This is a genomic window from Streptomyces spiroverticillatus, from assembly GCA_014650415.1.
Lineage (GTDB): Bacteria > Actinomycetota > Actinomycetes > Streptomycetales > Streptomycetaceae > Streptomyces > Streptomyces spiroverticillatus.
Genome location: BMUX01000009.1, coordinates 306,783 through 331,243, shown reverse-complemented (window position 1 = coordinate 331,243; position 24,461 = coordinate 306,783). Strand labels below are relative to the sequence as shown.

Annotated in this window: 19 protein-coding genes; 7 read left to right on the top strand and 12 right to left on the bottom strand. The window is 72.4% G+C overall.

The features are described from left to right. Positions 1 to 3 precede the first annotated feature (3 nt). Both IE269_RS24915 and IE269_RS24910 read right to left on the bottom strand, forming a co-directional pair. Positions 4 to 1,698: a HAMP domain-containing sensor histidine kinase gene (locus IE269_RS24915; protein ID WP_189825354.1), complete on the bottom strand. Its 1,695-nt coding sequence runs from the start codon at positions 1,696 to 1,698 to the stop codon at positions 4 to 6. After that, on the bottom strand, positions 1,695 to 2,396 hold the full coding sequence (locus IE269_RS24910) for a response regulator transcription factor (RefSeq protein WP_189825353.1): 702 nt from the start codon (positions 2,394 to 2,396) through the stop codon (positions 1,695 to 1,697). The genes IE269_RS24915 and IE269_RS24910 overlap by 4 nt, the downstream gene beginning before the upstream one ends. A 110-nt stretch (positions 2,397 to 2,506) precedes the next feature. On the opposite strand from IE269_RS24910, the gene IE269_RS24905 reads away from it, so the two are divergent. Continuing rightward, entirely contained in the window at positions 2,507 to 4,672 is a 2,166-nt protein-coding gene (locus tag IE269_RS24905) for an MMPL family transporter (protein ID WP_189825352.1), read from the top strand. Between the two features lie 20 nt (positions 4,673 to 4,692). On the opposite strand, the gene IE269_RS24900 is transcribed toward IE269_RS24905, so the two are convergent. After that, positions 4,693 to 4,944, bottom strand: coding sequence for a hypothetical protein (locus IE269_RS24900; RefSeq protein ID WP_189825351.1), 252 nt, complete (start codon positions 4,942 to 4,944; stop codon positions 4,693 to 4,695). 198 nt (positions 4,945 to 5,142) lie between these two features. On the opposite strand from IE269_RS24900, the gene IE269_RS24895 reads away from it, so the two are divergent. Continuing rightward, the gene (locus IE269_RS24895) at positions 5,143 to 5,526 is read left to right on the top strand and encodes a cold-shock protein (RefSeq protein ID WP_189825350.1); all 384 of its coding nucleotides are present in this window, start codon (positions 5,143 to 5,145) and stop codon (positions 5,524 to 5,526) included. A 7-nt stretch (positions 5,527 to 5,533) separates the two neighbouring features. Here the strand turns inward: IE269_RS24895 and IE269_RS24890 are convergent, their stop codons facing one another. The 4 genes from IE269_RS24890 to IE269_RS24875 form a co-directional block, all read right to left on the bottom strand. Continuing rightward, the gene (locus IE269_RS24890) at positions 5,534 to 6,385 is read right to left on the bottom strand and encodes a 1,4-dihydroxy-6-naphtoate synthase (protein ID WP_189825349.1); all 852 of its coding nucleotides are present in this window, start codon (positions 6,383 to 6,385) and stop codon (positions 5,534 to 5,536) included. After that, on the bottom strand, positions 6,378 to 7,013 hold the full coding sequence (locus IE269_RS24885) for a futalosine hydrolase (RefSeq protein WP_189825348.1): 636 nt from the start codon (positions 7,011 to 7,013) through the stop codon (positions 6,378 to 6,380). The genes IE269_RS24890 and IE269_RS24885 overlap by 8 nt, the downstream gene beginning before the upstream one ends. A gap of 5 nt (positions 7,014 to 7,018) precedes the next feature. Beyond that, a complete protein-coding gene (locus IE269_RS24880) occupies positions 7,019 to 7,504 on the bottom strand; it encodes a DUF2771 domain-containing protein (RefSeq protein WP_189825347.1) in 486 nt (161 codons plus the stop codon). A gap of 118 nt (positions 7,505 to 7,622) precedes the next feature. After that, positions 7,623 to 9,008, bottom strand: a complete 1,386-nt coding sequence (locus IE269_RS24875) for an MFS transporter (protein WP_189825346.1) — start codon at positions 9,006 to 9,008, stop codon at positions 7,623 to 7,625. A 300-nt stretch (positions 9,009 to 9,308) separates the two neighbouring features. Here IE269_RS24875 and IE269_RS24870 point away from each other — a divergent pair, with 300 nt between their 5' ends. Together IE269_RS24870 and IE269_RS24865 are read left to right on the top strand one after the other, a co-directional pair. Next, complete coding sequence (locus IE269_RS24870; RefSeq protein WP_189825345.1) at positions 9,309 to 10,217, top strand: DUF3027 domain-containing protein; 909 nt, start codon at positions 9,309 to 9,311, stop codon at positions 10,215 to 10,217. Positions 10,218 to 10,942: 725 nt separating this feature from the next. Then, a complete protein-coding gene (locus IE269_RS24865) occupies positions 10,943 to 14,116 on the top strand; it encodes a sacsin N-terminal ATP-binding-like domain-containing protein (RefSeq protein WP_189825344.1) in 3,174 nt (1,057 codons plus the stop codon). A gap of 196 nt (positions 14,117 to 14,312) precedes the next feature. On the opposite strand, the gene IE269_RS24860 is transcribed toward IE269_RS24865, so the two are convergent. Together IE269_RS24860 and IE269_RS24855 are read right to left on the bottom strand one after the other, a co-directional pair. Continuing rightward, on the bottom strand, positions 14,313 to 16,733 hold the full coding sequence (locus IE269_RS24860) for a cation-translocating P-type ATPase (protein ID WP_189825343.1): 2,421 nt from the start codon (positions 16,731 to 16,733) through the stop codon (positions 14,313 to 14,315). A gap of 232 nt (positions 16,734 to 16,965) precedes the next feature. Continuing rightward, positions 16,966 to 17,271 carry a DUF2530 domain-containing protein gene (locus IE269_RS24855; protein WP_189825342.1) on the bottom strand — a complete coding sequence of 102 codons (306 nt, stop codon included), beginning with the start codon at positions 17,269 to 17,271 and terminating at the stop codon, positions 16,966 to 16,968. 200 nt (positions 17,272 to 17,471) lie between these two features. Between IE269_RS24855 and IE269_RS24850 the strand changes: the two genes are divergently transcribed. After that, the gene (locus IE269_RS24850) at positions 17,472 to 18,950 is read left to right on the top strand and encodes an NCS2 family permease (protein WP_189825341.1); all 1,479 of its coding nucleotides are present in this window, start codon (positions 17,472 to 17,474) and stop codon (positions 18,948 to 18,950) included. A gap of 25 nt (positions 18,951 to 18,975) precedes the next feature. Here IE269_RS24850 and IE269_RS24845 read toward each other — a convergent pair whose 3' ends face one another. Further along, positions 18,976 to 19,158, bottom strand: a complete 183-nt coding sequence (locus IE269_RS24845) for a ribbon-helix-helix protein, CopG family (protein ID WP_189825340.1) — start codon at positions 19,156 to 19,158, stop codon at positions 18,976 to 18,978. A 154-nt stretch (positions 19,159 to 19,312) separates the two neighbouring features. Between IE269_RS24845 and IE269_RS24840 the strand changes: the two genes are divergently transcribed. Together IE269_RS24840 and IE269_RS24835 are read left to right on the top strand one after the other, a co-directional pair. Continuing rightward, positions 19,313 to 19,750, top strand: coding sequence for a MarR family winged helix-turn-helix transcriptional regulator (locus tag IE269_RS24840; RefSeq protein ID WP_189825339.1), 438 nt, complete (start codon positions 19,313 to 19,315; stop codon positions 19,748 to 19,750). A gap of 64 nt (positions 19,751 to 19,814) precedes the next feature. Next, on the top strand, positions 19,815 to 21,152 hold the full coding sequence (locus IE269_RS24835; protein ID WP_189825338.1) for an MFS transporter: 1,338 nt from the start codon (positions 19,815 to 19,817) through the stop codon (positions 21,150 to 21,152). Positions 21,153 to 21,224: 72 nt separating this feature from the next. Here the strand turns inward: IE269_RS24835 and IE269_RS24830 are convergent, their stop codons facing one another. Together IE269_RS24830 and IE269_RS24825 are read right to left on the bottom strand one after the other, a co-directional pair. Next, positions 21,225 to 22,877 carry an amidohydrolase gene (locus IE269_RS24830; RefSeq protein WP_189825337.1) on the bottom strand — a complete coding sequence of 551 codons (1,653 nt, stop codon included), beginning with the start codon at positions 22,875 to 22,877 and terminating at the stop codon, positions 21,225 to 21,227. A gap of 47 nt (positions 22,878 to 22,924) precedes the next feature. Continuing rightward, positions 22,925 to 24,373: an APC family permease gene (locus IE269_RS24825; protein WP_189825408.1), complete on the bottom strand. Its 1,449-nt coding sequence runs from the start codon at positions 24,371 to 24,373 to the stop codon at positions 22,925 to 22,927. Positions 24,374 to 24,461: the final 88 nt, after the last annotated feature.

The following is a 24,461-nucleotide window of genomic DNA, read 5'->3' as shown; positions in this document are numbered from 1 at the left end:
CCCTCACCCTCTCGGGGGCGCTCCCCCTCCCCCCCTCTCCCTCGCCCCCTTGGGCGGCGGGGCCGCCCCCACCCCCCTCTTCCCTAGCCCCCTTGGGCGGCGGGGCCGCCCCCCGGGGGCGGGACGGGCGGGCAAGGGGGCGATACGCCCGATCCGGGCCCGCCCCGGTACCGGCCCCTGCCCGCACCTTGGGTGCCGGGTGCGCGCAGCCCCGGGGCCCTCGGGGCGCCTCCCCGTGCCGGGCACGTGAAGCCCCGGCCCGCTGGGCCAAGGAGGCCCCAGCCCCGCCCCTTCACCTAAAGCGCTCGGCCGCGCGGCTGGGTGGGGGGTTGCTCGCGCAGTTCCCCGCGCCCCTGAAAGGGGCACCCGCACCCGGAAGTGTGCCCCCCGCGCAGCCGGGACCACCTCCGCCGAGCCCCCGTGGGCCTCCGCCACCGCCGCCACGATGGCCAGGCCCAGCCCCGCGCCCTCCCCGTGCGCGGCCCGGGATGCGTCCGTGCGGTAGAAGCGGGCGAAGACGCGCGCGGGGTCGCCGGACCCGAGGCCGGGGCCCTCGTCCCGTACGTCCAGGACCGCCGCCCCGCCCTCGTGGGCGACCCGCACCCATGCCCGCGTCCCCGACGGCGTGTGCTGCCGCACATTGGCCAGCAGGTTGGCCAGCACCTGCCGGAGCCGGTCCGCGTCGCCCCGTACGACCACGGGCCCGCCGGAGTCCTCCAGCCAGAGCGGGTGCTCCGGGGCCCGGACCCGCGCGTCGTCCACCGCCTCCGCCGCCAGGACCGTCAGGTCCACTTCCTCCGACCCCATCGGCAGCCCCTCGTCCAGCTTCGCCAGCAGCAGCAACTCCTCGACCAGGGAGCCCATCCGCCGCGCCTCCGACTCGATCCGGGCCATCGCCCTGGCCAGGTCCTCGGGGCGCTCGGCCGCGCCCCGCCGGAAGAGTTCCGCGTACCCGCGCACCGTCGCCACCGGGGTGCGCAGCTCGTGCGAGGCGTCGGCGACGAACCGCCGCAGCCGTTCCTCCGAGCGCCGCCGCTCCTCGGCGGCCGCCTCCAGCCGCGCGAGCATCGCGTTGAGGGCCGCGCCCAGCCTGCCCACCTCGGTGCGCGGCCCGGCGGGCGGGACGCGCCGGGCCAAGTCGCCCTCCCCGATGGCCGACGCGGTCTCGGCGATGGCTTCGAGCGGCCGGAGCCCCCGTCGTACGCCGTGCCAGGACAGCAGCGCCACCGCCAGCAGCGCGACGACCCCCGAGGTCACCGCCACCACGGCGGTGCGCCGCACCAGCTCGTCCGCCCCGTCGGTGCGCATGCCGACCAGCAGCAGCCCGTCCGGCAGGGTTTTTCCGTAGAGCAGCCAGCCTCCGTCGGGGAGTTCGTGGAATCCCGGGCCGTACGTTCCTGCGACGGGCGGTCGTCCGCCGAAGTCCGCCGTCTCCCGCACCGACCCGTCCCGCCCCCGCACCTGGAAGAATGACGGCACGTCCCCGCGCCCCGCCGCCGCCTCCCACACGGCCTCCGTCTGCCCGCCCCGGGGCAGGTCCAGCTCCCCCCGCACCGCGTCCGCCGCCGCGACCAGCACCTCGTCGGCCCGGTCGCTCCGCCAGTCCTGGAGCGCCCCGAACGTCGCCCCCACCGACAGCGCCATCCCCAGCACCAGCAGCGCGACCACCACCAGCACCAGCCGCGCCCGCAGCGTCACCGCTCGCCCCGCACCCTCATCACGTAACCGACCCGGGGCACCGTCTGGATCAGCGCGGGCTCCACCGCGTCGATCTTGCGGCGCAGGTAGGAGATGTACGTCTGGACCACGGCGTCGCTGCCCCCGAAGTCGTACTCCCAGACGTGGTCCAGTATCTGACGCTTCGTCAGGACCCGGCCCGCGTGCGCCGCGAGATAGCGCAGCAGCTTGAACTCGGTCGGCGTCAGCGCCACCGGGACCCCGTGCCTGCGCACCTCGTGCGCGTCGTCGTCGATCTCCAGGTCGGCGAAGACGAGCCTGCCGTGCACTTCCACGGCCTGCGCGGTGCGCCGCAGCACCGCCCGGATGCGGGCGATCAGCTCCTCCAGGCTGAACGGCTTGGTCACGTAGTCGTCGCCGCCCACCGTCAGCCCCGCCACCTTGTCCTCGGTGGCGTCGCGGGCGGTGAGGAAGACGACCGGCGCCCGGTTCCCCGCCTCGCGCAGCCTGCGGGTGGTGTCGATGCCCGAGCCGTCGGGGAGCATCACGTCCATCACGATCAAGTCCGGCCGGAAGTCGGCCACTTGGCGGACCGCTGCGGCCCCGTTCCCGGCGGTGGCCGCCTCGAAGCCCTCGTAGCGCAGGGCGGTGGCGACCAGGTCCGCCAGATAGCTCTCGTCGTCAACGACCAGGACACGGTGCTTCGTCGGGTGATCCACGCACCAAGTGTCCTCAATCAGGAGCACGTTGACCGGTCTTGGCGGACATTCTCAGCGATCTCCCAGAACAACCACCGAAGCCCCGAAGAACGCCCTGCTGACCTGAGCCCATGGAAAAACTCTGCGACTTCGTCCTCGGACGCGAACGACTCGTGCGCCTGCTCGTCGCCGCCCTCCTGCTGGCCGGCGCCGGAGCCGTCGCCCTGCTGGTCCCGTCCATGGACGGGCGGAACGCCTACCCCGGCCTCCCCGGCCACGAGGCGAACCAGAAGATCGTCCAGACGTACGGCAACGGCGGCTACGAACGCCCCTTCGTCCCCGTGGTCACCCTCCCCGAGGGACAGCGCGCCGAGGACGCGCGCGCCGCCCTCGGCCGGGCCTTCGACGCCGCCGCGGACCGGATCGGCGCCCGCGTCTCCTCGTACGCGAACACCCGCGACCCGGCCTTCGTCGGCACCGACGGCCGCACCACCTTCGGCCTGGTCTTCGGCGGCCCCGTCGAGCAGGGCGGCCTGCCCGGCAGCGCACTGGGCGAAGCCCCGGCGTACGGCCCGCTGATCGCCGACGCGATGCGCCCCGCCCTGCCGCCGGGCTCCACCGTCCACGTCACCGGCCTCGACACCCTCGCCACCGGCGCGGACACGGGCGGCCTCAACGTGCCGGTGAAGCTGGCGGTCACCCTCGGCGCGGCGATCGTCGCCCTCCTGTACGTCTTCCGCTCCGCCCTCGCCCTCGTGCCGCTGCTGACCGCGCTGGTCGCGGTGCCGGTGTCGTTCCTGGGGCTGCTCGCGGCGAGCCCGTTGATCGCGGTGCACGAGACCACGGTGATCATGCTGCCGCTGTTCGGCGTCGGCATCGCGATCGACTACGCGCTGATCCTGGTGACCCGCTGGCGCGAGGAGGAGGCCAAGGGGCACCACGGCGACGCGGCGGTGCGCCGCGCCATGGCCACCTCCGGGCACGCGGTCGTCCTCTCCGCGGGCGCGGTCGGCGTCGGCCTGCTCACCCTGGCGCTCCTCCCGATTCCGCTGCTCCGCAGCCTGGGCGTCGGCGGCATGGCGGTCACCGCCGCCAGCGCCCTGGTCTCGCTGACCCTGCTGCCGCTGCTGCTGTCCTCCTCCGGCCGCAGGTCGGCCCGCCGCCGGGAGGCGGGGAAACCGATGCGCGCAGGCCTGGCCAGGGAGGCGTCCGCCGGGCGGTTCTGGACGGCGGTGGCCCGCCGGGTGGTGCGCTTGCGCCTGCTGACGGCCGCGCTCAGCGCGGCGGCCCTGCTGGCCCTCTCCTGCCTCGCGTTCGGCCTCAACCTGTCCGTGCCGACCACCGACCGCCTCGCCGACACGGGCCCCGGCCGCACCGGCCTCACCGCGCTCACCGACGCCCACATCCCCTCGGGCGTGCTGACCGCCTTCGACGTGTACGTTCCCGCCGGCACCGACGCGACCGCGGTCGCCGACACCCTGCGCGCGACCGAAGGCGTCCACGCGGTCGCGGCCTCGGGACGGCACCGGGACGGCTCCGCCCTCCTCACGGTCCTCCCGCACGCCGAAGGCGGCTCACCGGCGGGCGAGGACACCGTCGCCCGGGTCGTCGACCGGGTCCCCGACGGCGTCCTGGTCGGCGGCAACGTCACCCAGCAGCTCGACTACGTGTCCGTCACCTACAGCGCCTTCCCCTGGACGCTGGCCGCGCTCTCCCTGGTCACGTACGTGATGCTGGCCCGCGCCTTCCGCTCCCTGCTCCTCCCCCTGAAGGCGATCGTCCTCAACCTGCTGTCGCTGGGGGCGGTGCTGGGCGCGATGGTCGTGCTGTGGCAGTGGGGCTGGGGCACCGAGACGCTCCTCGGCATCCGGCCGGACGGCTCGATCGGCACCTTCGTCCCGGTGGCGGTCTTCGCGTTCCTGTACGGGCTGTCGATGGACTACGAGGTCTTCATCCTGGCCCGCATGCGCGAGGAGTACGACCGCACGGGCTCCACACGCACCGCCGTCGTCAACGGCATCGGACGCACCGGCCGCCTGGTCACCTGCGCGGCGCTGATCCTCTTCTGCTCCTTCGCCTCGATGGCCTCGGGCGGCGAGCTGGACGTGTCGATCTTCGCCTCGGGCGTCGCGCTCGGCATCCTGCTCGACGCGACGCTGGTGCGCGGCCTCCTGGTACCGGCGGCCGTCGCCCTGATGGGCAAGTGGAACTGGTGGCTCCCCGCCCCGGCGGCCCGGCTGCTGCGGGTGGAGCCCGCACCGCTGAGGGAGGAATCCGGCCGAGTGGAGAACCCGTAGCGGACCCCTGCGCGGGAGACTCAGCCCCGCGCGGCCCTGCGCTGCGCCGCGATCGACGTCAGCACACCGGCCGCCGCGATCACGAAGCCGACGCCCATCAGCATGCAGACCGCGTACGCGATCGACGGGAAGGGCTCGGTGCCCAGGAACAGCGGCGCCACCGTCACCAGCGTCGCGATCGCGCCCACGAAGAAGACGATCGCACCGATGCGAACCAGCCGATCGCCGGCCGTGGACTCCGCGGACTCTGTCGTACGGGTTTCGTTGCTCACCCGGCAAGGGTAGTTCCCAAGCCCTGGGAGTCGGCCCGGGGCCCGACCGGGCCCGGGGGAGCCCCCGGCGACTCTTGTCAGCGGCGAGCAGACCATTAGCCTAATGAGTGGCGGGTCACTGGAGACCCGCTGTAGTGCTATCCGGACCCGTTTTCGCGGCTTGTCCGGACCCGACGAGTACGAGGACGAGGACAGACGGTGCCTACCGGCAAGGTCAAGTGGTTCAACAGCGAGAAGGGCTTCGGCTTCCTCTCCCGCGACGACGGCGGCGACGTTTTCGTCCACTCCTCGGTGCTCCCGGCCGGTGTCGAGAGCCTCAAGCCCGGACAGCGCGTCGAATTCGGTGTCGTCGCAGGCCAGCGCGGTGACCAGGCCCTGTCGGTGACGGTCCTGGACCCGACCCCCTCGGTGGCCGCCGCCCAGCGCCGCAAGCCCGACGAGCTGGCCTCCATCGTCCAGGACCTCACCACCCTCCTGGAGAACATCACCCCGTCCCTGGAGCGGGGCCGCTACCCCGACAAGGCCGCGGGCAAGAAGATCGCGGGCCTGCTGCGCGCGGTGGCGGACCAGCTCGACGTATAACGCCTGATCAGGCGGGGAAACTCAGCGCATCGCGGCCGAGGGGCGGAACGAGCCCTTCGGCCGCCGCGCGTTCCAGCAGCCCGCGCACGGCCGCGTACCCGTCCTCGCCGAGGTCGGCGCTGAACTCGTTCACGTACAGCGCGATGTGCTGGTCGGCGACGGCCGGGTCCATCTCCTGGGCGTGCTCCGAGACGTACGGACGCGACGCCTCGGGGTCCTTCCACGCCATCTGCACGGACGCCCTGGCGGCCTGTGCCAGCTCCCGCAGCCGCTCCTCGCCCAGCGAGCGCTTGGCGATGATCGCGCCGAGCGGGATGGGCAGCCCGGTGGTGGCCTCCCAGTGCTCGCCCATGTCGGCCAGCTTGTGCAGACCGTAGTTCTGGTACGTGAAGCGGGCTTCGTGAATGACGAGTCCCGCGTCCACCTTCCCGTCCCGCACGGCGGGCATGATCTGGTCGAACGGCATGACGACGACCTCGCCGACCCCGCCGGGCACCACGTCGGCCGCCCACAGCCGGAACAGCAGGTACGCCGTCGAGCGCTCGCTCGGCACGGCCACGGTCTTCCCGGTGAGGTCGACCCCGGCCCCGCGGGTGAGCACCAGCGGCCCGCAGCCCCGCCCGAGCGCCCCGCCGCACGGCAGCAGCGCGTACTCCTCCAGGACCCACGGCAGCACCGCGTACGACACCTTCAGCACGTCGAACTCGCCGCGCTCGGCCATGCCGTTCGTGATGTCGATGTCCGCGAAGGTGACGTCCAGCGCCGGGGCCCCGGGGACACGGCCGTGCGCCCAGGCGTCGAAGACGAAGGTGTCGTTGGGGCAGGGCGAGAAGGCTATGTTCAGCGGCTTGTCAGTCATGTGGTGTCCAACCCTTGAGTACGGGTGCGATCTTCCCGAAGGCGTCGCTCAGCGCACCGAGCGCGTCCCCGATCCGCCAGGCGTCCCGGTCGCGCGGCCCCACCGCGTTGGACACGGCGCGGATCTCCAGCACCGGCAGCCCGAACAGGGCGGCGGCCTCCGCCACCCCGAAGCCCTCCATCGCCTCGACGGCGGCCCGCGGATGCCGCGCGCTCAGCTCGGCGGCGCGGGCGGCGGTGCCGGTGACGGTGGAGACGGTGAGGACGGTGCCGGTGGCGGCTCCGGCGGCCTCACTCGTCACTCGTACGAGATCGGCCGGAGGCAGGTGTTCCACGGTCCCGAACCCGAGACCGGTGACGGGCACGTACCCCTCGGCGGTCTCCGCGCCCAGGTCGGCGGCGACGATGACGTCCGCGACGACCACGGAGGCGAGGGGGGCCCGGCCCGGGAAGCCGCCGCCGATCCCGGCCGAGATCACCAGACCGTACGAGCCGGTGGCCAGCGCGCGGGCGGTGGAGGCGGCCGCGGCGGCGGGCCCGACGCCGCCGGCCACGACGTCGTACCCCTCATACGCACGCGTGACCGCGTCCCGCTCGGCGGGGACCGCGGTCACGACGAGGATGTCCACCGGACTCAGGCAGCCTTCTCCAGCTTGAAGTTCCAGGAGCCGATGAGCTTGTTGCTGCCGGTCTCCACGATGCTCAGCACGACCTGCTTGGGGGCCGGCGAGCCGTCCTGGCGGGGGCCGAAGAAGGCCGAGCCGGGGAGGGTGCGGTACGTCTTCTTGTACGGCTCGCGCTCGGCCTGCTCGCCGTTGAGGAACAGGGACCAGCCGTTCTCGGCGACCTCGGGGTCGACGCCCAGGCGGAGGGTGTCCTCCAGGGAGAGCTTGACGGTCTCCGCCGGCTTCTTGTTCAGGCAGGCCTTCATGTCCTTCTCGGCGATGCCCTTGTCGGCGTCGTAGCAGCCGGCCTCGGCGTTGACCGAGCTCGTGCCGACCGTGACGGTGGCGCGGGGCGTCGGCTTGTCGCAGGCGGAGAGGACGAGCAGCCCGGCAGCGGCAACGCCGAGGGCGGCAGTGGTACGGCGGGCCTTGCCCGTGAACAACGCAACGGTCATGCGCGAAGGCTATCGCTCCGGCACTGCTGGGCCACGCCGGGGGCCTTCCGGGGTGTCCCGCCCCGGTATGGGCTGCTTGGGCGCCGTACTCGGGACTGCTCGAGCGCCGTACTCGGGATTATTTGAGTGCCGTACGGCCCTTCGAGCGGGCGGCCCGCATCAGGCCCCGCACGGAGACCAGGGCGCCCAGGGCGACCAGCGCCGCACCCACCCCCATGCCCAGCCAGGCCACCAGCGGCAGCGCGATGCCGATGGCCCCGCCCACCACCCAGGCCACCTGGAGCAGGGTCTCCGAACGGGCGAAGGCGGAATTCCGGACGCCCTCGGGCACGTCCCGCTGGATCAGCGCGTCCAGCGAGAGCTTGCCGAGCGCCTGGCACAGCCCGGCCACCGCGCCCAGCGCGGCCACCAGGAACCCGCTGAAGAAGACGGAGGTCAGGACGGAGACGGCGAGGGCGACCCCGAGCACGGTCGCGATGATCAGCTCCGGGGCGCGGGACTTCAGCCAGGCCCCGACCGCCGTGCCGACCGCGTTCCCGAGCCCCGCCGCGACGCCGACGATCCCGAGCGAGACGGCCGCGCTCTGCCCGGCGAGGGGATGCTGCCGCAGCAGGAAGGCGAGGAAGAAGATCAGGAACCCGGAGAGCGCCCGCAGGGCGGCATTCGCCTGCAGGGCGTGCACCACGGACGGCCCGACATCCCGCAGCCCGGTCTTCGTCTGCGCCTCGCCGACGTGCTCGGACGCCAGATGGGCCCGCCGCTCGCCCTTCGCGGAGTCCACCTTCCCCGGCATGGAGAAAGCCAGAAAAGTCCCCGCGACGAAGACGAGAAAAGCCCCGTACAGCGGCCACGCGGGGCCGATCCGCTGCAACCCCGCCCCGATCGGAGCAGCCGCCCCGGTGGCGAGCAGCCCCGCCAGCGTCACCCGCGAGTTCGCCTTGACCAGCGAGAACCGCGGCGGCAGCAGTCTCGGCACCACCGCACTGCGTACGACTCCGTACGCCTTGGACGCCACCAGCACACCCAGCGCGGCCGGATACAGCTCGATGCCGCCGGTCGCCACCGCCCCCGACATGGCGAGCGCCAGCACCGCCCGCGCGAGCATCGCACCGGCCATCGCGGCCCTGCGCCCGTGCGGCAGACGGTCCAGCAGCGGCCCGATGACGGGGGCGAGAAGAGTGAACGGCGCCATGGTGATCGCGAGGTAGAGGGCCACCCGCCCCCGCGCCTCATCCGTCGGCACCGAAAAGAAAACAGTCGAGGCAAGCGCAATTGTGATCAATACGTCGCCTGCGCCGTTCACGGCGTGCAGCTCGATGAGTTTGCCGAGCCCGGACTCACCCGCGCCGTTCGCGTGCGTGGCCCGCCGGATGCCCTTCGCCGTACCCGTGAACGGCAGGTGGAGGGCATGCCCCACCGCCCGGCCCGCCTTGCGGAGCGGCCCAGTTGGGGCGGAACTGCGTGACGACGTACGGGTACCGGTCACCACGTCATAGTGCCCCAACGACGCGCCGACCCCACACGACCCGAACCGGGATTCGGACGTGCAGGTGGGATGGGGGCGGCGGAGGGGGTAGCGTGCGTAGCGCGCCACCGGCGGTTGTCCTCGGCCGCGCGCCTCTCAGCGATCCCGCAGAATGGTTCGCGGAAGGTGTGCCCGAGACACGTAGACAGGACAGGACCGGGCGCGGACGTCGACGCGGCCCCTTGGTCCGCTCCGCCCGCGGCTCGTACATCCGACATCCGTCTACATCGCTCCTCGGCAGGCGCACCCGTGATACGGCGTAGGAGAGAAGCGAAACCTGTGAGTGCTGCGACGACGAGAAGCCGTACCCCCGACCGTCTGTGCGCAGAAGCGGTCGACCTCGCACGCGAGGCCGCCGAGGAGGCGGCCTTCCCCGGGGTGGTGGGCGAGCACGTTTCTCTCTTCTCCGAGGGCGACCGGGTGGTCACCCACCTCTTCGAGGCCAAGGAACCGGGCTACCGGGGCTGGCGCTGGGCGGTCACTGTCGCTCGTGCCTCCCGCGCGAAGTTCGTGACCATCGACGAGACGGTGTTGCTCCCGGGGCCCGACTCCCTCCAGGCCCCCGAATGGGTGCCGTGGAGCGAGCGGCTGCGCCCCGGCGACATGGGCCCCGGCGACCTGCTCCCCACCGAGGCCGAAGACCTCCGCCTGGAGCCGGGCTGGACGGGCGAGGACGCACCCCCGCCCAATTCCCTGCTCTCGGAGGAAATGGAATCCCTCGTCGAGGCCGAGGACGCCGAACTGGCCACGACCGCGGTTCCGCCGGTCCGGGGCTCCATCACCTCGGTCGCCGAAGAGCTCGGCATGCGCCGCGCCCGGGTCCTCTCCCGCTACGGCCTCCATCTGGCCGCGGACCGCTGGGACGAGGAGTACGGGGCGAAGACCCCGATGGCCCAGGCGGCCCCGGCGGCCTGCGTCTCCTGTGCCTTCCTGATCCCCGTCTCGGGCTCGCTCGGCCAGGCCTTCGGCATCTGCGCCAACGAATTCGGCCCGGCGGACGGTCATGTCGTCTCCCTCTCGTACGGCTGCGGAGGGCACTCGGAGGCGGTCGTCCCGAAGCCCGGGAAGCAGCCGGTGCCGGTCCTGGACTCGATGGCGGTCGACGCCTTCCCCCTCCGGCCGGACCCGGAGGGCGGGTCGGTCCCGACGACCCAGGACCCGGCGTCGGAGGACTTGGGCCACTCCTGATCCTCTCGGGGCGATACCGGGCGTGCCCCTTTCAGGGGCGCGGGGAACTGCGCGAGCAACCACGACGCTCCCGCACGGAACCCGTCCATCGCCGCGCGGCGAGCGCTTTAGGGAAAGGGGCGGGGCTGGGGCCTCCTTGCCCCGGCGGGGCGGTGCTTCGCCTACCCGGTGCCGGGAGGCGGTCCCAGGGCTCCGGGCCCGCCCGGTACCGAGTGGGTGCAGCCCCCGGCTGCCTGGGCAGAGGGTCCCCAGCCCCGCCCCTTCACCTAAACCCGCAGGGGCATGGGACCGGTTCCGTGCGGGTGAGTGGGTGGCTGGTCGCGCAGTTCCCCGCGCCCCTGAAGGGGNCACATCGAAACGGCCCCGCGCCCCTGAAGGGGCGCCCAGCCCCCGGCACGGGAAGGGCGCGCCCACGCGGCGGAGCCGCACATCGAAACGGCCCCGCGCCCCTGAAGGGGCGCCCAGCTCCCGGCACGGGAAGGGCGCGCCCACGCGGCGGAGCCGCACATCGAAACGGCCCCGCGCCCCTGAAGGGGCGCCCCCGCACCCGGCACGGGGAAGCCGGGCCCGGGCAGATCCCCGCACCCGGTCCCGTGCAGGAGACGTGCAGGGTGCGGGGGACCCCGGCACAAGAGGACTGCCCCCGCCCCCACCGGGCAGAGGCAAAGGTCCACGCCGCGATACGTTGCACGCCGCAGCCCCCACCCCACCAGAGGAGCACCACCGTGAGCGTTCAGCAGACGGACACCCCCGGGGCCGAAGACTCCACCCCCGGCGACCCGTTCAGCACTGCCCGCCTGCGCCGCGGTGTCCTCGACGCCTGGACCGCCACCCCCGCCCGCTTCCGCGAGGACGCCAACGCCGAGGAGGACCTCGCCCTCGGCGGCTACCGCGACCGCCTCGTCGTGGAGCTCGCCCAGAACGCCGCCGACGCGGCCGGCCGCGCGGGCGTCCCCGGAAAGCTCCGCCTCACCCTGCACCCCGCCACCGCCGACAGCCCCGCCCTCCTCGCCGCCGCGAACACGGGCGCCCCGCTGGACGCCGCCGGCGCCGAGTCCCTCAGCACGCTGCGCGCCTCCGCCAAGCGGGAGGACAGCGACACCGCCGTGGGCCGCTTCGGCGTGGGCTTCGCAGCCGTACTCGCGGTGAGCGACGAGCCCGCCGTGCTGGGCCGCCACGGCGGCGTCCGCTGGTCCCTCGCGGAGGCACGCGGCATGGCCGAGGAGGCGGCCCTGGGCAGCCCCGGCCTCGCCGACGAACTCCGCCGCCGCGACGGCCACGTACCCCTCCTGCGCCTCCCGCTGCCCGCCGAGGGCACCGCCCCGGACGGCTACGACACGGTCGTCGTCCTGCCCCTCCGTGACCCGGCCGCCCTCTCCCTCGTCGAACACCTCGTGGCCGCGATCGACGACGCCCTCCTCCTCACCCTCCCGGGCCTGACGGAGGTCGTGGTCGAGACCCCGGAGACGACCCGCACCCTGACCCGGTCGACCCACGGGGCGTACGTCCACATCACGGACACGACGTCGAGTGCCCCCGGCACACAGCCCGGCACCCCCAGCACCCAGCCCGCCACCACCACCCGCTGGCGCACCACCACCGCCTCCGGCCCCCTCGCCCCCGCCCTCCTCGCCGACCGCCCCGTCGAGGAGCGCCTGCGCCCCCACTGGTCGCTGACCTGGGCCGTCCCCGTCGACGGCGACGGAGCGCCCGTCCCGCCCCGTACCGCCCGCGTCGTCCATGCGCCGACGCCCACCGACGAGCCGCTGGGCGTCCCCGCCCTGCTCATCGCGAGCTTCCCCCTCGACCCGACCCGCCGCCACCCCGCCCCCGGCCCTCTCACCGACTTCCTGGTCGAGCGTGCAGCGGACGCGTACGCCGGACTCCTCCGGGACTGGGAGCCGGTGTCCACCGGCACCCTCGACCTCACCCCCGGCCCCCTCGGCAAGGGCGTCCTCGACGGCGCGCTGCGGGCCGCGGTCGTCGCCCTGCTGCCCCGTGTCGCGTTCCTGCTGCCCGCCCACCCGACCGAGGAGCAGCCCGCGCTGCGCCCCTTCGAGGCGGAGGTCGTGGAGGGGGCGGGGGAGGAGACCGTACGGGTCCTCTCCGAGGTCCTGCCCACCCTTCTGCCCGCCGGGCTCGAACGCCGCGCGGAATTGCGCACGTTGGGCGTCGGCCGGCTCCCCCTCGGCGACGCCATTGAGCGCATCGCGGGCGCCGAGCGCGCACCCGGCTGGTGGCACCGGCTGTACGAGTCCCTGGCGGGCGTCGACCCGGACCGCCTCGCCGGACTCCCGGTCCCCCTCGCGGGCGGCCGCACCGCGATCGGCCCCCGCCAGGTCCTCCTCCCGCTCCCGGACGCCACCGCCCCGCAGAACCTCGCCCGCCTCGGCCTGCGCGTCGCCCACGCGGACGCCGCCCACCCCCTCCTCGAAAAGCTGGGCGCGCTCCCGGCGACCCCGCGCGCGGTGCTCACAACTCCCCAGGTGCGTGCGGCGGTTGCCGCCTCCCTCGACGGCTCCGACGTGTGGGACGAGGACGCGCTCGACGCGGAGGAGCTGGCCGACACGGTGCTCGGTCTCGTACGGGATGCGGACCTGGCCCCCGGTGACGAGCCCTGGCTCGGGGCGCTCGCCCTCCCCGACGAGGACGGCGAACTCTCCCCGGCGGGCGAGCTGGTCGTCCCCGGCAGCGCCTTCGCCTCCGTCATGCGCGAGGACGAACTAGCGCTCTGTGACCAGGAGTTGACCGAGAGGTGGGGCGAGGAGGTGCTGGCCGCCGTCGGCGTCCTGGCCACCTTCGCCCTCGTACGGGCCACTGACGTGGTCCTCGACCCGGACGAGTTCGAGCCCCGGGACACCGACTTCGCCGAGCCGGACGACGCCGGGCTCCTCGACGCGGTCGACGTGTGGTGCGAGGACGTGCTCGACCAGCTCCCGGACACGCCGCTGCCGCCGGTGGCGACGGAGATCGTGGCGGTCCGCGACCTGGACCTGGTCGACGACGACAAGTGGCCGCAGGCGCTGGCCCTGCTCGCGCAGCCGCCGCTGCGGGACGCGCTCACCCAGCAGGTGCGGGTGCTCCTGCCGGACGGGACGACCCGGTCCGTACGCCCGTACACGGCGTGGTGGCTGCGCGACCACCCCGTCCTGGACGGCCGCCGCCCGGCCGGTCTGCTCGCGGCGGGCGGGGACGCGCTCCTCGAGGGCCTGTACGACGAGGCGGACGCCACCGGCTTCGACGACGAGCAGGTGCTACGGGCTCTGGGCGTACGGACCAGCCTGGCGTCGCTCCTCGCCGAGCCGGGGGGCGCGGCGGAACTGCTGGGCCGGATGACCGATCCGGAGAGCGACGTCACGCCGTCCCAGCTCCACGCCCTGTACACGGCGTTGGCGGAGCTCGACCCCGAACAGGTCACCATTCCGGAGGACTTGTGCGTGGTGACGGACGGGAGGGTGGAGGTCGTGGACGCCGGTGAGGCCGTCATCGCCGACGCCCCCGACCTGCTTCCGCTGACCGGGGAGCTGCCCCTCCTCCCGGTCGCCCCGGCGCGGGCGGCGGCGCTGGCGGAGCTGCTTCAGGTCCGTCGCCTGAGCGAGACGGTGCCGGCGGAGGTGACGTCCGCCGGGACCCTGCACGAGGTCCCTGCCGAGGTGCGGGAACTCCTCGGCTCCGCCACCCCCGCGACCTACTACGAGCACGACGAGCTCCTCGCGGGGGGCGTCGAACTGGACTGGCGGCGGACGCCGGACGGGGTCATCCACGCGGCCACCCTGGAGGGGGTGGCGGCGGGGCTCTCCTGGGCCGCTGCCCAGTGGCCGCGCCGCTTCGAGGTGGCGGCGCTGCTGGAGGATCCTTCCCGCACGGCGGAACTGGCGCGCAACCGGTGGTTCGACTAGCCCTCGTGCCGGGGGGATGGGGTTGCTGTTCCTGATGGGGCTGCGCCCCTTGCCCCCTGCACGGGCTGCGCCCGCGCGTCCTCAAACGCCGGACGGGCTGAATGATGCCGCCCGAAGGGCAGGCATCCAGGGGCGCGGGGAACTGCGCGACCAGCCCCCGCCCACCCGCACGGAACCCTCCCGCCCCCCTACGGGGCTACGCGTCCCACTTCTTCCCGACCCACCTCCACGCCAGCTCCAGCAGCCCCGCCGCCACCGCCGCGATCCCGACCGCCGTCCACGGCATCGTCGTCCCGATCAGCTTCAGCGCGAAGAAGTTCTGGAGCCACGGCACGACCAGCACGATCAGGAAGCCCAGCCCCATCGCCGCCACCAGCGCGATGCGCCACCACGTGTACGGCCGGGCGATGATCGCCAGCACCCACATCGACACGAGGAACAGGGCCAGCGTCGCCGCGCTCGTCTCGGCCGCGAGGGCGTCCGGGCCGGTGTAGTGGTGCCGGGCGATCAGGTAGGTCGTGAAGGTGGCGACGGCGGCGATCACGCCGCTCGGGATCGCGTACCGCATGACCCGCTTCACGAAGTGCGGCTTCGCCCGCTCCTTGTTGGGGGCGAGGGCCAGGAAGAAGGCGGGGACGCCGATCGTCAGGGTCGACAGCAGCGTCAGGTGGCGGGGGAGGAAGGGGTAGTCGACCTGCGAGCAGACGACCAGGATCGCCAGCAGCACCGAGTAGACGGTCTTCGTCAGGAACAGGGTCGCGACCCGCGTGATGTTGCCGATGACCCGACGCCCCTCGGCCACCACCGACGGCAGGGTCGCGAAGCTGTTGTTCAGGAGCACGATCTGCGCGACGGCGCGCGTGGCCTCCGAACCGGAGCCCATCGAGACGCCGATGTCGGCGTCCTTCAGCGCCAGCACGTCGTTGACCCCGTCGCCCGTCATGGCGACCGTGTGCCCCTTCGACTGGAGGGCGGCGACCATGTCCCGCTTCTGCTGCGGGGTGACGCGGCCGAACACCGCGTTGGCCTCCAGGACCTTCGCCATCTCGGCCTGGTCGGTGGGGAGGGTGCGGGCGTCGACGGTGTTCTCCGCGCCCGGCAGGCCGAGCTTCCCGGCCACCGCGCCGACGGACACGGCGTTGTCGCCGGAGATGACCTTGGCCTGGACGTTCTGGTCGGCGAAGTAGGCGAGGGTGTCGCCCGCGTCGGGGCGCAGCCGCTGCTCCAGGACGATCAGGGCGGTCGCCGTGGCGCCCGCGCCGACCTGCGGGTCGTCCAGCTCGCCCGCCGCACGGGCGAGGAGCAGGACCCGCAGGCCCTGGGCGTTCAGCTCGTCGATCTCCGCGAGGGCCGGGTCCCCGGAAGGCAGCAGCACGTCCGGCGCACCCAGCAGCCACGTCGAGTTCTCGCCCGTGCCGTCGCTGAAGGACGCCCCGCTGTACTTGCGCGCGGAGGAGAAGGGGAGGGACTCCAGGACCCGCCACTCGGCGTCGTCCGGGTACTTGTCCTTGATGGCCTGGAGGCTCGCGTTGGGGCGCGGGTCGGACTCGCCGAGGGCGCCGAGCACCTGTCGTACGTACGACTCGTCCGCCCCGCCCAGCGGGCGCAGCTCGGTGACGTCCATGCCGCCCTCGGTGAGGGTGCCGGTCTTGTCGAGGCAGACCACGTCGACACGCGCCAGGCCCTCGATGGCCGGGAGCTCCTGCACCAGGCACTGCTTGCGGCCGAGCCGGATGACACCGATCGCGAAGGCCACCGAGGTCAGGAGCACCAGACCCTCGGGGATCATCGGGACGATGCCGCCGACGGTCCGCGCGACCGAGTTCTTGAAGTCGTTGTCCTTCGCGACCATCTGGCTGATGATCAGGCCGATCGCCGTCGGGATCATCATCCACGTCACGTACTTGAGGATCGTGGAGATGCCCGTACGCAGCTCGGAGTGGACGAGGGTGAAGCGGGACGCCTCCTCGGCGAGCTGCGCCGCGTACGCCTCGCGGCCGACCTTCGTCGCGGTGAACGCGCCGCCGCCCGCGACCACGAACGAGCCGGACATCATCACGTCGCCCGGCTTCTTGAGGACCGGGTCGGCCTCACCGGTCAGCAGCGACTCGTCGACTTCGAGGCTGTCGGCCTCGGCGACCTCGCCGTCGACCACCACCTTGTCGCCAGGACCCAGCTCGATGACGTCGCCGAGGACGATCTCCGAGGTCGAGATCTCGGCGGCCACGCCGTCACGGCGCACCGTGGGCTTCGCCTCGCCGATGACCGCGAGGCCGTCGAGGGTCTTCTTGGCGCGCAGCTCCTGGATGATGCCGATGCCGGTGTTCGCGATGATCACGAAGCCGAAGAGGCTGTCCTGGATCGGCGCGACGAACAGCATGATGATCCACAGCACGCCGATGATCGCGTTGAAGCGGGTGAAGACGTTGCCCCGGACGATCTCGGCCGTGGAGCGCGAGCTCCGCACCGGTACGTCGTTGACCTTGCCCCGCGCGATCCGTTCCGCCACTTCGGCGGAGCTGAGGCCGGTCGCGCGCACGGCGAGGGCCCCTTCGGATGCGGGTGGTTTCACCGGGTGTACGGGGTCCAGCTCCGAGCCCGCGTCAATGTGCGTCATGGCACCGACGGTACGGCCGGATGTTCGGGTTCACCCGTCGAGTGCCCGAATTTCAGGGCCACCGGGAGGCAAGATCCGCCCGGGGGACGATGCGGGGCGACCGGGAGTCGTACACAACGGTCGACTTCGGTCGGTTACGGGACGACTCACGACCGATGTTCGGCAGCCTCCGGACCGGATACGGAGCGACCGTGCCCCGTCGTTACGGAGCGACCGCGCCCTGCGTCCTCCGTTACGGAGTGACCGCCCCCGGCGTCCCGCCCTCGCCCTCCGCCGCCTCCCGGGCCGCCTTCTCCGCGGCGAAGCGCTTGAGTGCCGCGTCGCGTCCGCGCACGTACCAGATGCCGATGAGGCCGAGGCCGCCGCCGGCCAGCGGGGTCCAGTACCACCAGGTCAGGCCGCGGTCGGCGAACCAGCCGTAGAACGCGGCCTGGGCGAGGAAGATCACGAACCAGATGATCGTGCCGCCGACGATGGTGCCGACGACGGGCCCCTCCAGGGGCTCGGGTGCCTCGTGCTTCGCTGTCCACTTCGCCATGCGGGTCAGTGTAGGCGGCACTCGTGAGGGGGGCACGGGACGCCTGTCGGGCCAGTCGGCCCAAGGGTCTACGCGCGGAGATACCGATCTTCGCCTTATGCATTCATACTGAATCTGTCTTGGTTTGACTTGTTCCGTTCGTTTAAACCTCCAAGTCAGGCCGAATTTCGCCCCGCTCCTGTCTCCCCGTGAGGTCACGCATGTCCCCCGCCAGCTCCCCGGTGGATGCCGCCGAGCAGCCGCCCGCCCCCGAGCCGTCCCAGGCGCAGCCGACGGGGCCGGTCAACGGGCTCGACCGGTTCTTCAAGATCACCGAGCGGGGTTCGACCGTCGGCCGCGAACTGCGCGGCGGTCTCGCCACCTTCTTCGCGATGGCGTACATCATCGTGCTGAACCCGATCATCCTCGGCAGCGCCAAGGACATGTACGGGCACCAGCTCGACAACGGTCAGCTGGTCACCGCGACCGTCCTGACCGCGGCCCTCTCCACCCTCCTGATGGGCGTCATCGGCAACGTGCCGATCGCGCTCGCCGCCGGTCTCGGCGTCAACACCGTCGTCGCCCTCCAGCTCGCCCCGCAGATGAGCTGGCCGGACGCGATGGGCATGGTCGTCCTCGCCGGTGTCATCGTCATGCTGATGGTCGCCACCGGGCTGCGCGAGCGCGTCATGAACGCCGTACCGCTGGGCCTGCGCAAGGGCATCGCGATCGGCATCGGCCTGTTCATCATGCTGATCGGCCTGGTCGACTCCGGCTTCGTGACCCGCATGCCGGACGCCGCGCACACCACCGTCCCGCTCCAGCTCGGCACGGGCGGCCACCTCACCGGCTGGCCGGTGCTGGTCTTCATCCTCGGCGTGCTGCTGACGATGGCGCTGCTCACCCGCAAGGTGCCGGGCGCGATCCTGATCTCGATGGTCGTCATGACCGTCATCGCGATGATCATCCACGCGGTCGCGGGCCTGGACCCGAAGGCCTGGGGCCTTACCACCCCGCAGTGGCCGGGCAACCCGGTCGCGCTCCCGGACTTCGGCCTGGTCGGCAAGGTCAGCCTCTTCGGCGGCTTCGAGAAGGTCGGCATCCTCACCGGCGCCCTCTTCGTCTTCTCCGTGCTCCTGTCCTGCTTCTTCGACGCGATGGGCACGATCCTCGCGGTCGGCGACGAGGCCAAGCTGACCGACGCCCAGGGCAACCTGCCGGGTGTCAACAAGGTCCTCCTGGTCGACGGCCTCGCGGTCGCCGCGGGCGGCGGCACCTCCTCCTCCGCGACCACCTGCTTCGTGGAGTCCACGGCGGGTGTCGGCGAGGGCGCGCGCACGGGTCTCGCCAACATGGTCACCGGCGGCCTCTTCGCGGTCGGCCTCTTCCTGACCCCGATCGTCACGATGGTCCCGTCGCAGGCGGCCACCCCCGCGCTGCTGGCGGTCGGCTTCATGATCCTGGCGGGCTCGGTCAAGGCGATCGACTGGAGCGACTACACGATCGCGATCCCGGCGTTCCTGACCATGCTGATGATGCCGTTCACGTACTCGATCACGAACGGCATCGGCATCGGCTTCGTGACCTTCTGCGTGCTGCGGCTCGCGGCGGGCCGCGGCCGTGAGGTGCCGATCGCGATGTACGCGGTGTCGGCGGTCTTCGCCTTCTACTACCTGATGCCGGCGCTGGGTCTGACGTAAGCGCCTCGTCTTCAGGTCTACGGGCTCACGTCAGCCCGTAGAACTTCTCCGTCTCGTCGACCGCCGTCTTGAAGCGCTCGTCGAAGTCGTCGCGAATGAGCGTCCGGGTCACGTAGTCCTGGACGCTCATTCCGCGTTTTGCGGCACGTTCCCGGAGCCGGTCGAGGAGATCGCCGTCTATCCGCAGGCTGAGCACTGACGAATCCATTTCCCCAGGGTCGGGCCGGTGGGCGGCCGGGCACGTCACTTTCCGGCTGAGGCTCACCCGTACGGGTGACATCTGTGGTGAGATCCGCCACCACTGCGTATACCCCTGTGATTCAGGTGGTCCTTAGCATGGGTAATGAGTTACGCTAACAAACATGCCTGACCTGTCCCACGGCGACAACGCCGCCGCCGTGAACGCCCTCCGCTCCGCAGTCATGCTGCTGGGCAGGCGTCTGAAGCACCAGCGTGTAGACGAATCGCTGAGCCCCACCGAGATGTCGGTGCTCGGCACCCTGGCCCGCTGTGGCAGCGCCACCCCGGGCGAGCTGGCCCGCAAGGAGCACGTGCAGCCGCCGTCGATGACCCGCATCGTGGCGCTGCTCGAAGCCAAGGGACTGGTCCGGCTGGAGCCGCACCCCGAGGACCGCCGCCAGAAGGTGGTCAGCCAGACCGAGACCGCCGAGGCCATGCTCGAAGAGAGCCGCCGCAAGCGAAACGTCTGGCTGTCCCACCTCGCCGACGGTCTGGACGAGGACGAGTGGGCGAAGCTGCGCGCTGCCGCCCCGGTCCTGGAGAAACTCGCCCACCTGTAGAAACCGCTCAGGGTGGGCCCCTGCCGACAACAACCCCGCGCGCCGTCGAGGAGGCGAACCCACTTTGAGTACGGGATCCGGAGCAGACTCCGCCCCCGCACCGACCACCCCCAAGCAGTCCATGTTCAGCTCGCTCAGGAACCGGAACTACCGGCTCTTCGCAAGCGGGCAAGTCATCTCCAACACCGGCACCTGGATGCAGCGAATAGCCCAGGACTGGCTGGTGCTGTCCCTCACCGGGTCCGCCTCCGCGGTGGGCGTCACCATCGCCCTGCAGTTCCTCCCGATGCTGCTCTTCGGTCTGTACGGAGGGGTCCTGGCCGACCGGCTGCCCAAGCGGCCGCTGCTGCTGGTCACCCAGTCCGCGATGGGCCTCACCGGCCTCGCGCTGGCCGCGCTGACCCTGTCCGGGCACGTCGAGGTCTGGCACGTGTACGCCACGGCCTTCGTCGGCGGTCTGGTCACCGTCGTCGACAACCCGGCCCGGCAGACCTTCGTCGCCGAAATGGTCGGCCCGGCCGACATCCGCAACGCCGTCAGCCTGAACTCCGCGAACTTCCAGTCGGCACGACTGGTCGGCCCGGCGGTGGCGGGCGTGCTGATCACCGCCGTGGGCAGTGGCGTGGCCTTCCTCCTCAACGGCCTCTCCTTCCTCGCCCCCATCGCCGGTCTGCTGATGATGCGTACGTCCGAACTCCACAAGGTGGAGCGCACCCCGCGCGGCAAGGGACAGCTGCGTGAGGGACTGCGGTACGTCGCGGGCCGCCCGGAGCTGATCTGGCCGATCGTGCTGGTCGGCTTCATCGGGACCTTCGGCTTCAACTTCCCGATCTGGCTCTCGGCCTTCACGGACGACGTCTTCCACGAGGGCGCGGGAACGTACGGCCTGCTCAACACGCTGATGGCGGCGGGCTCGCTCGCGGGTGCGCTGCTGGCCGCCCGACGCGGTACGTCACGGCTGCGGCTGCTGGTGGGCGCGGCGCTCCTCTTCGGCGTCCTCGAAGCGGTGACCGCCTTCGCGCCGTCCTTCTGGCTGTTCGCGGCGCTGATGGTGCCGATCGGGATGTTCGGCCTGACGGTCAACGTCACGGCGAATTCGAGCGTGCAGATGGCGACCGACCCGGCCATGCGGGGCCGCGTCATGGCCCTCTTCATGATGGTCTTCACCGGCGGTACGCCGCTGGGGGCGCCCCTGCTCGGCTGGATCACCGACACGTACGGAGCCCGGATCGGCTTCGCGGCGGGCGGTGTCATCTCGGCGGTGGCCGCATTGGGAGTCGGTGCGCTGCTGCTCCGCGTCGGCGGCCTGCGCCCGAAGCTGGACCTGCGCCGGGGGCACGAACACCTCCGGCTGGTCCCGAGCGCGAGGGCGCGCCGGCGCGAGCTGGTGGCGGTGGCGTAACCAGCGCAGCCCTTCTGGGCCCCAGCCCTTCCCCGGGCCGGGGCCCTTCTGCGTACCTGGGTACCTCCGTGCCTACGACCCGTAGACGGCCTCGCCGCCCACGTACGTCGCCACCACCCTCGCCTCCGCGATCTCCTCCGCCGGGGCCGCGAAGATGTCGCGGTCCAGGACCGTCAGGTCGGCGAGCAGGCCGGGGCGGATGGAGCCCGTCTCGTCGAGGTGGTTCACGTACGCGCTGCCCGCCGTGTACGCGGCCACCGCCGACCCGAGGTCGATCCGCTGCTCGGGGAGGAAAACCGGTACGTCCGCGTCCGCGCCGGGCTCCCGGCGGGTGACCGCGACCTGGAGTGCGGCGAGCGGGTCCGGGCTGCTGACCGGCCAGTCGCTGCCCGCGCAGAGGGTGGCCCCGGCGCGCAGCAGGTCGCCGAAGGGGTACTGGTGGGCGGCGCGTTCCGCGCCCAGGAAGGGGATGGTCAGCTCGTCCATCTGGGGTTCGTGGGCCGCCCACAGGGCCTGGATGTTCGCACTCGCGCCCAGCGCGCGGAAGCGCGGGACGTCGTTCGGGTGGACCACCTGGAGGTGGGCCAGGTGGGGGCGGGTGTCGGTGTGGCCGTTGGCGGCCCGGGCCGCCTCCACCGCGTCCAGTGCCTCCCGTACCGCACGGTCGCCCAGCGCGTGGAAGTGCACCTGGAAACCCGCCGCGTCGAGCGAAGTGACGTACGAGGAGAGGGACTTGGGATCGATGAAGGAGATGCCGGAGTTGTCGGAGGCGCAGCCGCAGGCGGTGAGGTAGGGGTCGAGCATGGCGGCCGTGTGGTTCTCGGCGATGCCGTCCTGCATGATCTTGACGGTGGAGGCGCGCAGCCGGTCGCCGATCGTCAAGTCGGCGCGGCGGGCCAGGAGTTCGGGTATCTGCTCCTCGCCGCGCGCCCGGTCCCACCACAGCGAGCCGACCACGCGTGCCGTGAGGAGCCCGTCGCGGGCGGCCTTCGCGTACGCCCGTGCCGGGTCGGCCATGCCCGCGTGGTCGCCGAGGAGGGCGTCCTGCCAGGCGGTGATGCCGTGGGAGTGGAGGAGGGCCTGGGCGCGGAGGAGTCCGGCCAGGAGCTGGGCGTCGGTGAGGTCGGGGACGTGCCGGGCGACCAGCCCCATCGCGCCCTCCTGGAGCATGCCGGTCGGCACACCGTCCGCGTCGCGCTCCAGGCGGCCGTCGGCGGGGTCGGGGGTGCCCCGGTCCACCGAACACACCTCCAGCGCACGGGAGTTGGCCCACCCGCCGTGGTGGTCCCGGTTGACGAGATAAACCGGGCGGTCCGGCACGAGCGCGTCCAGGAAGGCCCGGTCGGGCGTCCCGCCGGGGAAGGCCTCCATGGACCAGCCGCCGCCGGTGATCCACTCCGCTTCGGGGTGGGCATCGGCGTACGCACGAATGGTCTCGCGGTACTCGTCCGCCGTGATCGCCCCCGTCAGGTCGCACTGCCCCATCTCGACGCCGCCGCCGACGGGGTGGACATGGGCGTCCTGGAACCCCGGCAGCAGCAACTTCCCCGCCAGGTCGACCACCTGCGTCCCCCGTCCGATCAGGTCCCGCACCTCGTCGTGCCCGACGGCGACGATCCGCCCGCCCCGGACGGCGACGGAGGTGGCACGGCTGCGGGCGGCGTCGACGGTGTGCACGGTCCCGCCGGTGAGGACGAGGTCGGCGGGCTGGTCGAAGGTGGGCATGGGGGGTGCTCCTTGCGGTGGTGCGGACAGATCGGCGGGGGCTTTGGTCAGAGAGGGGTGGCGGCCCGGTCCATGGGGAGGACGACATTGTCGGGGTCGGTGCCCCGGCCGCGTCCCTCCGGGGTGAAGTACGGGGACTTCCGTACCCACTTGGCGACGGCGGCGGCGACGAAGCCCGACCCGACCACGACCACCGGGATGGTCAGCATGAACCACCCGTTGTCCGGGCTGGCCTCGAAGTGGTCGCTCATCGTGGCGTACGTGTACGCGAGGTACCCCCCGAGTCCGAACAGCGCGAGCCCGCTCGCCGCCGGCACGATGACGGAGGCGAGCGCCTCGCGGGCCCCGGCCCGCAGGTTGGCCCGGAAACGGACCGCGCAGGCGATCGCGGTGAGCCCGTAATAGAGGGAGACCGTCAGGCCGATGGAGTTCACGGCGGTGAGGATCATGTCGTTGAGCTTGGGGATGCCGACCGCGAGGACGGCGATGCCGGCGGCGATGGCCATGAGGATCAGGGTCCCGACCGCCGGGGTCCCGAAGCGCGGGTGGATACGGGTCCACACCTTGCCGAGCGTACGGTCGCGGCCCATCGCGAAGTTGCCGCGAGCGGTGGGGATGACGCTCGACTGGAGCGAGGCGAAGGCGGAGCACATCAGTGCGGCGAGAGGCAGGGACGCCCACGGCTCGGAGGCGAGGTGCGAGCCGAGGAAGGTGAGGGCGGCGGGCCCGTTCTCCACCAACTGACCGGTGTCCATGACCCGTTGGAACGCGATCGACGCGAACAAGAACAGCCCCAGCATCGTGAACAGCGCGATGAACCCGCCGCGCGCGACGTCCTTCGGGTCCTTGCTCTCCTCGTTCACGCTGAAGGCGGCGTCCCACCCCCAGAAGATGAAGACGGCGAGCACGAGCCCCTGGGCGAGGGACTGCCCGGACGAAATCTCGAAGGGGTTCAGCCAGGAGAAGGAGAACGGCTGGTCGCCGACGACGATCGCCCACGCGCAGAACACGAGCAGCACGGCGTACTCGAAGATCAGCAGCCCGAGCTGGAGGCGGGTGGCCCCGCGTACGCCCGTGATCGCGGTGATGGTCACGGCCACGAGCGCGACGAGCCCGACGACCGTGCTGACCCCGGTGGACGTGGGGTCGAGCGCGATGCCGAAGGCGGACTCGATCCCCAGCTTGTTGAGGAACTGGAGGATGACCGACCCGGTCACGGCCCCGGTGTACGCCATGAAGATCATGGTGCCGACGAGCACGACCCACCCAGTGAGGAACCCGGTCCAGGGCCCGATGGTGCGTCCCACCCAGGTGTAGCCGCTGCCGCAGTTCGGCTCGGTGCGGTTGAGCCGGGCGTAGGCGAGGGCGATCCCCACGATCGGCAGGAACGCGATGAGCAGCAGCACGGGCGTCTGCCGCCCCGCGTAGGCCGCGAGCGACCCCATTCCGATGCCGATGCTCGTGGTGGCGGCGGTGCTGGAGGCGGCGATGGCCATGCCGTCCTTGACGCCGAGGGAGCGGCGCAGGGCGGGCGGCGACGTCGGCGACGGTGGCTGCTGCGTGTTCGGGGGCACGGCGCACACT

Bases quoted from the DNA above. Each gene is read 5' to 3' on its own strand.
- IE269_RS24830 (WP_189825337.1), bottom strand. From the start codon at position 22,877: ATGCCCACCTTCGACCAGCCCGCCGACCTCGTCCTCACCGGCGGGACC.
- IE269_RS24845 (WP_189825340.1), bottom strand. From the start codon at position 19,158: ATGGATTCGTCAGTGCTCAGCCTGCGGATAGACGGCGATCTCCTCGAC.
- IE269_RS24825 (WP_189825408.1), bottom strand. From the start codon at position 24,373: ATGGCCATCGCCGCCTCCAGCACCGCCGCCACCACGAGCATCGGCATC.
- IE269_RS24860 (WP_189825343.1), bottom strand. From the start codon at position 16,733: ATGACGCACATTGACGCGGGCTCGGAGCTGGACCCCGTACACCCGGTG.
- IE269_RS24880 (WP_189825347.1), bottom strand. From the start codon at position 7,504: ATGACCGTTGCGTTGTTCACGGGCAAGGCCCGCCGTACCACTGCCGCC.
- IE269_RS24840 (WP_189825339.1), top strand. From the start codon at position 19,313: ATGCCTGACCTGTCCCACGGCGACAACGCCGCCGCCGTGAACGCCCTC.
- IE269_RS24905 (WP_189825352.1), top strand. From the start codon at position 2,507: ATGGAAAAACTCTGCGACTTCGTCCTCGGACGCGAACGACTCGTGCGC.
- IE269_RS24890 (WP_189825349.1), bottom strand. From the start codon at position 6,385: ATGACTGACAAGCCGCTGAACATAGCCTTCTCGCCCTGCCCCAACGAC.
- IE269_RS24850 (WP_189825341.1), top strand. From the start codon at position 17,472: ATGTCCCCCGCCAGCTCCCCGGTGGATGCCGCCGAGCAGCCGCCCGCC.
- IE269_RS24855 (WP_189825342.1), bottom strand. From the start codon at position 17,271: ATGGCGAAGTGGACAGCGAAGCACGAGGCACCCGAGCCCCTGGAGGGG.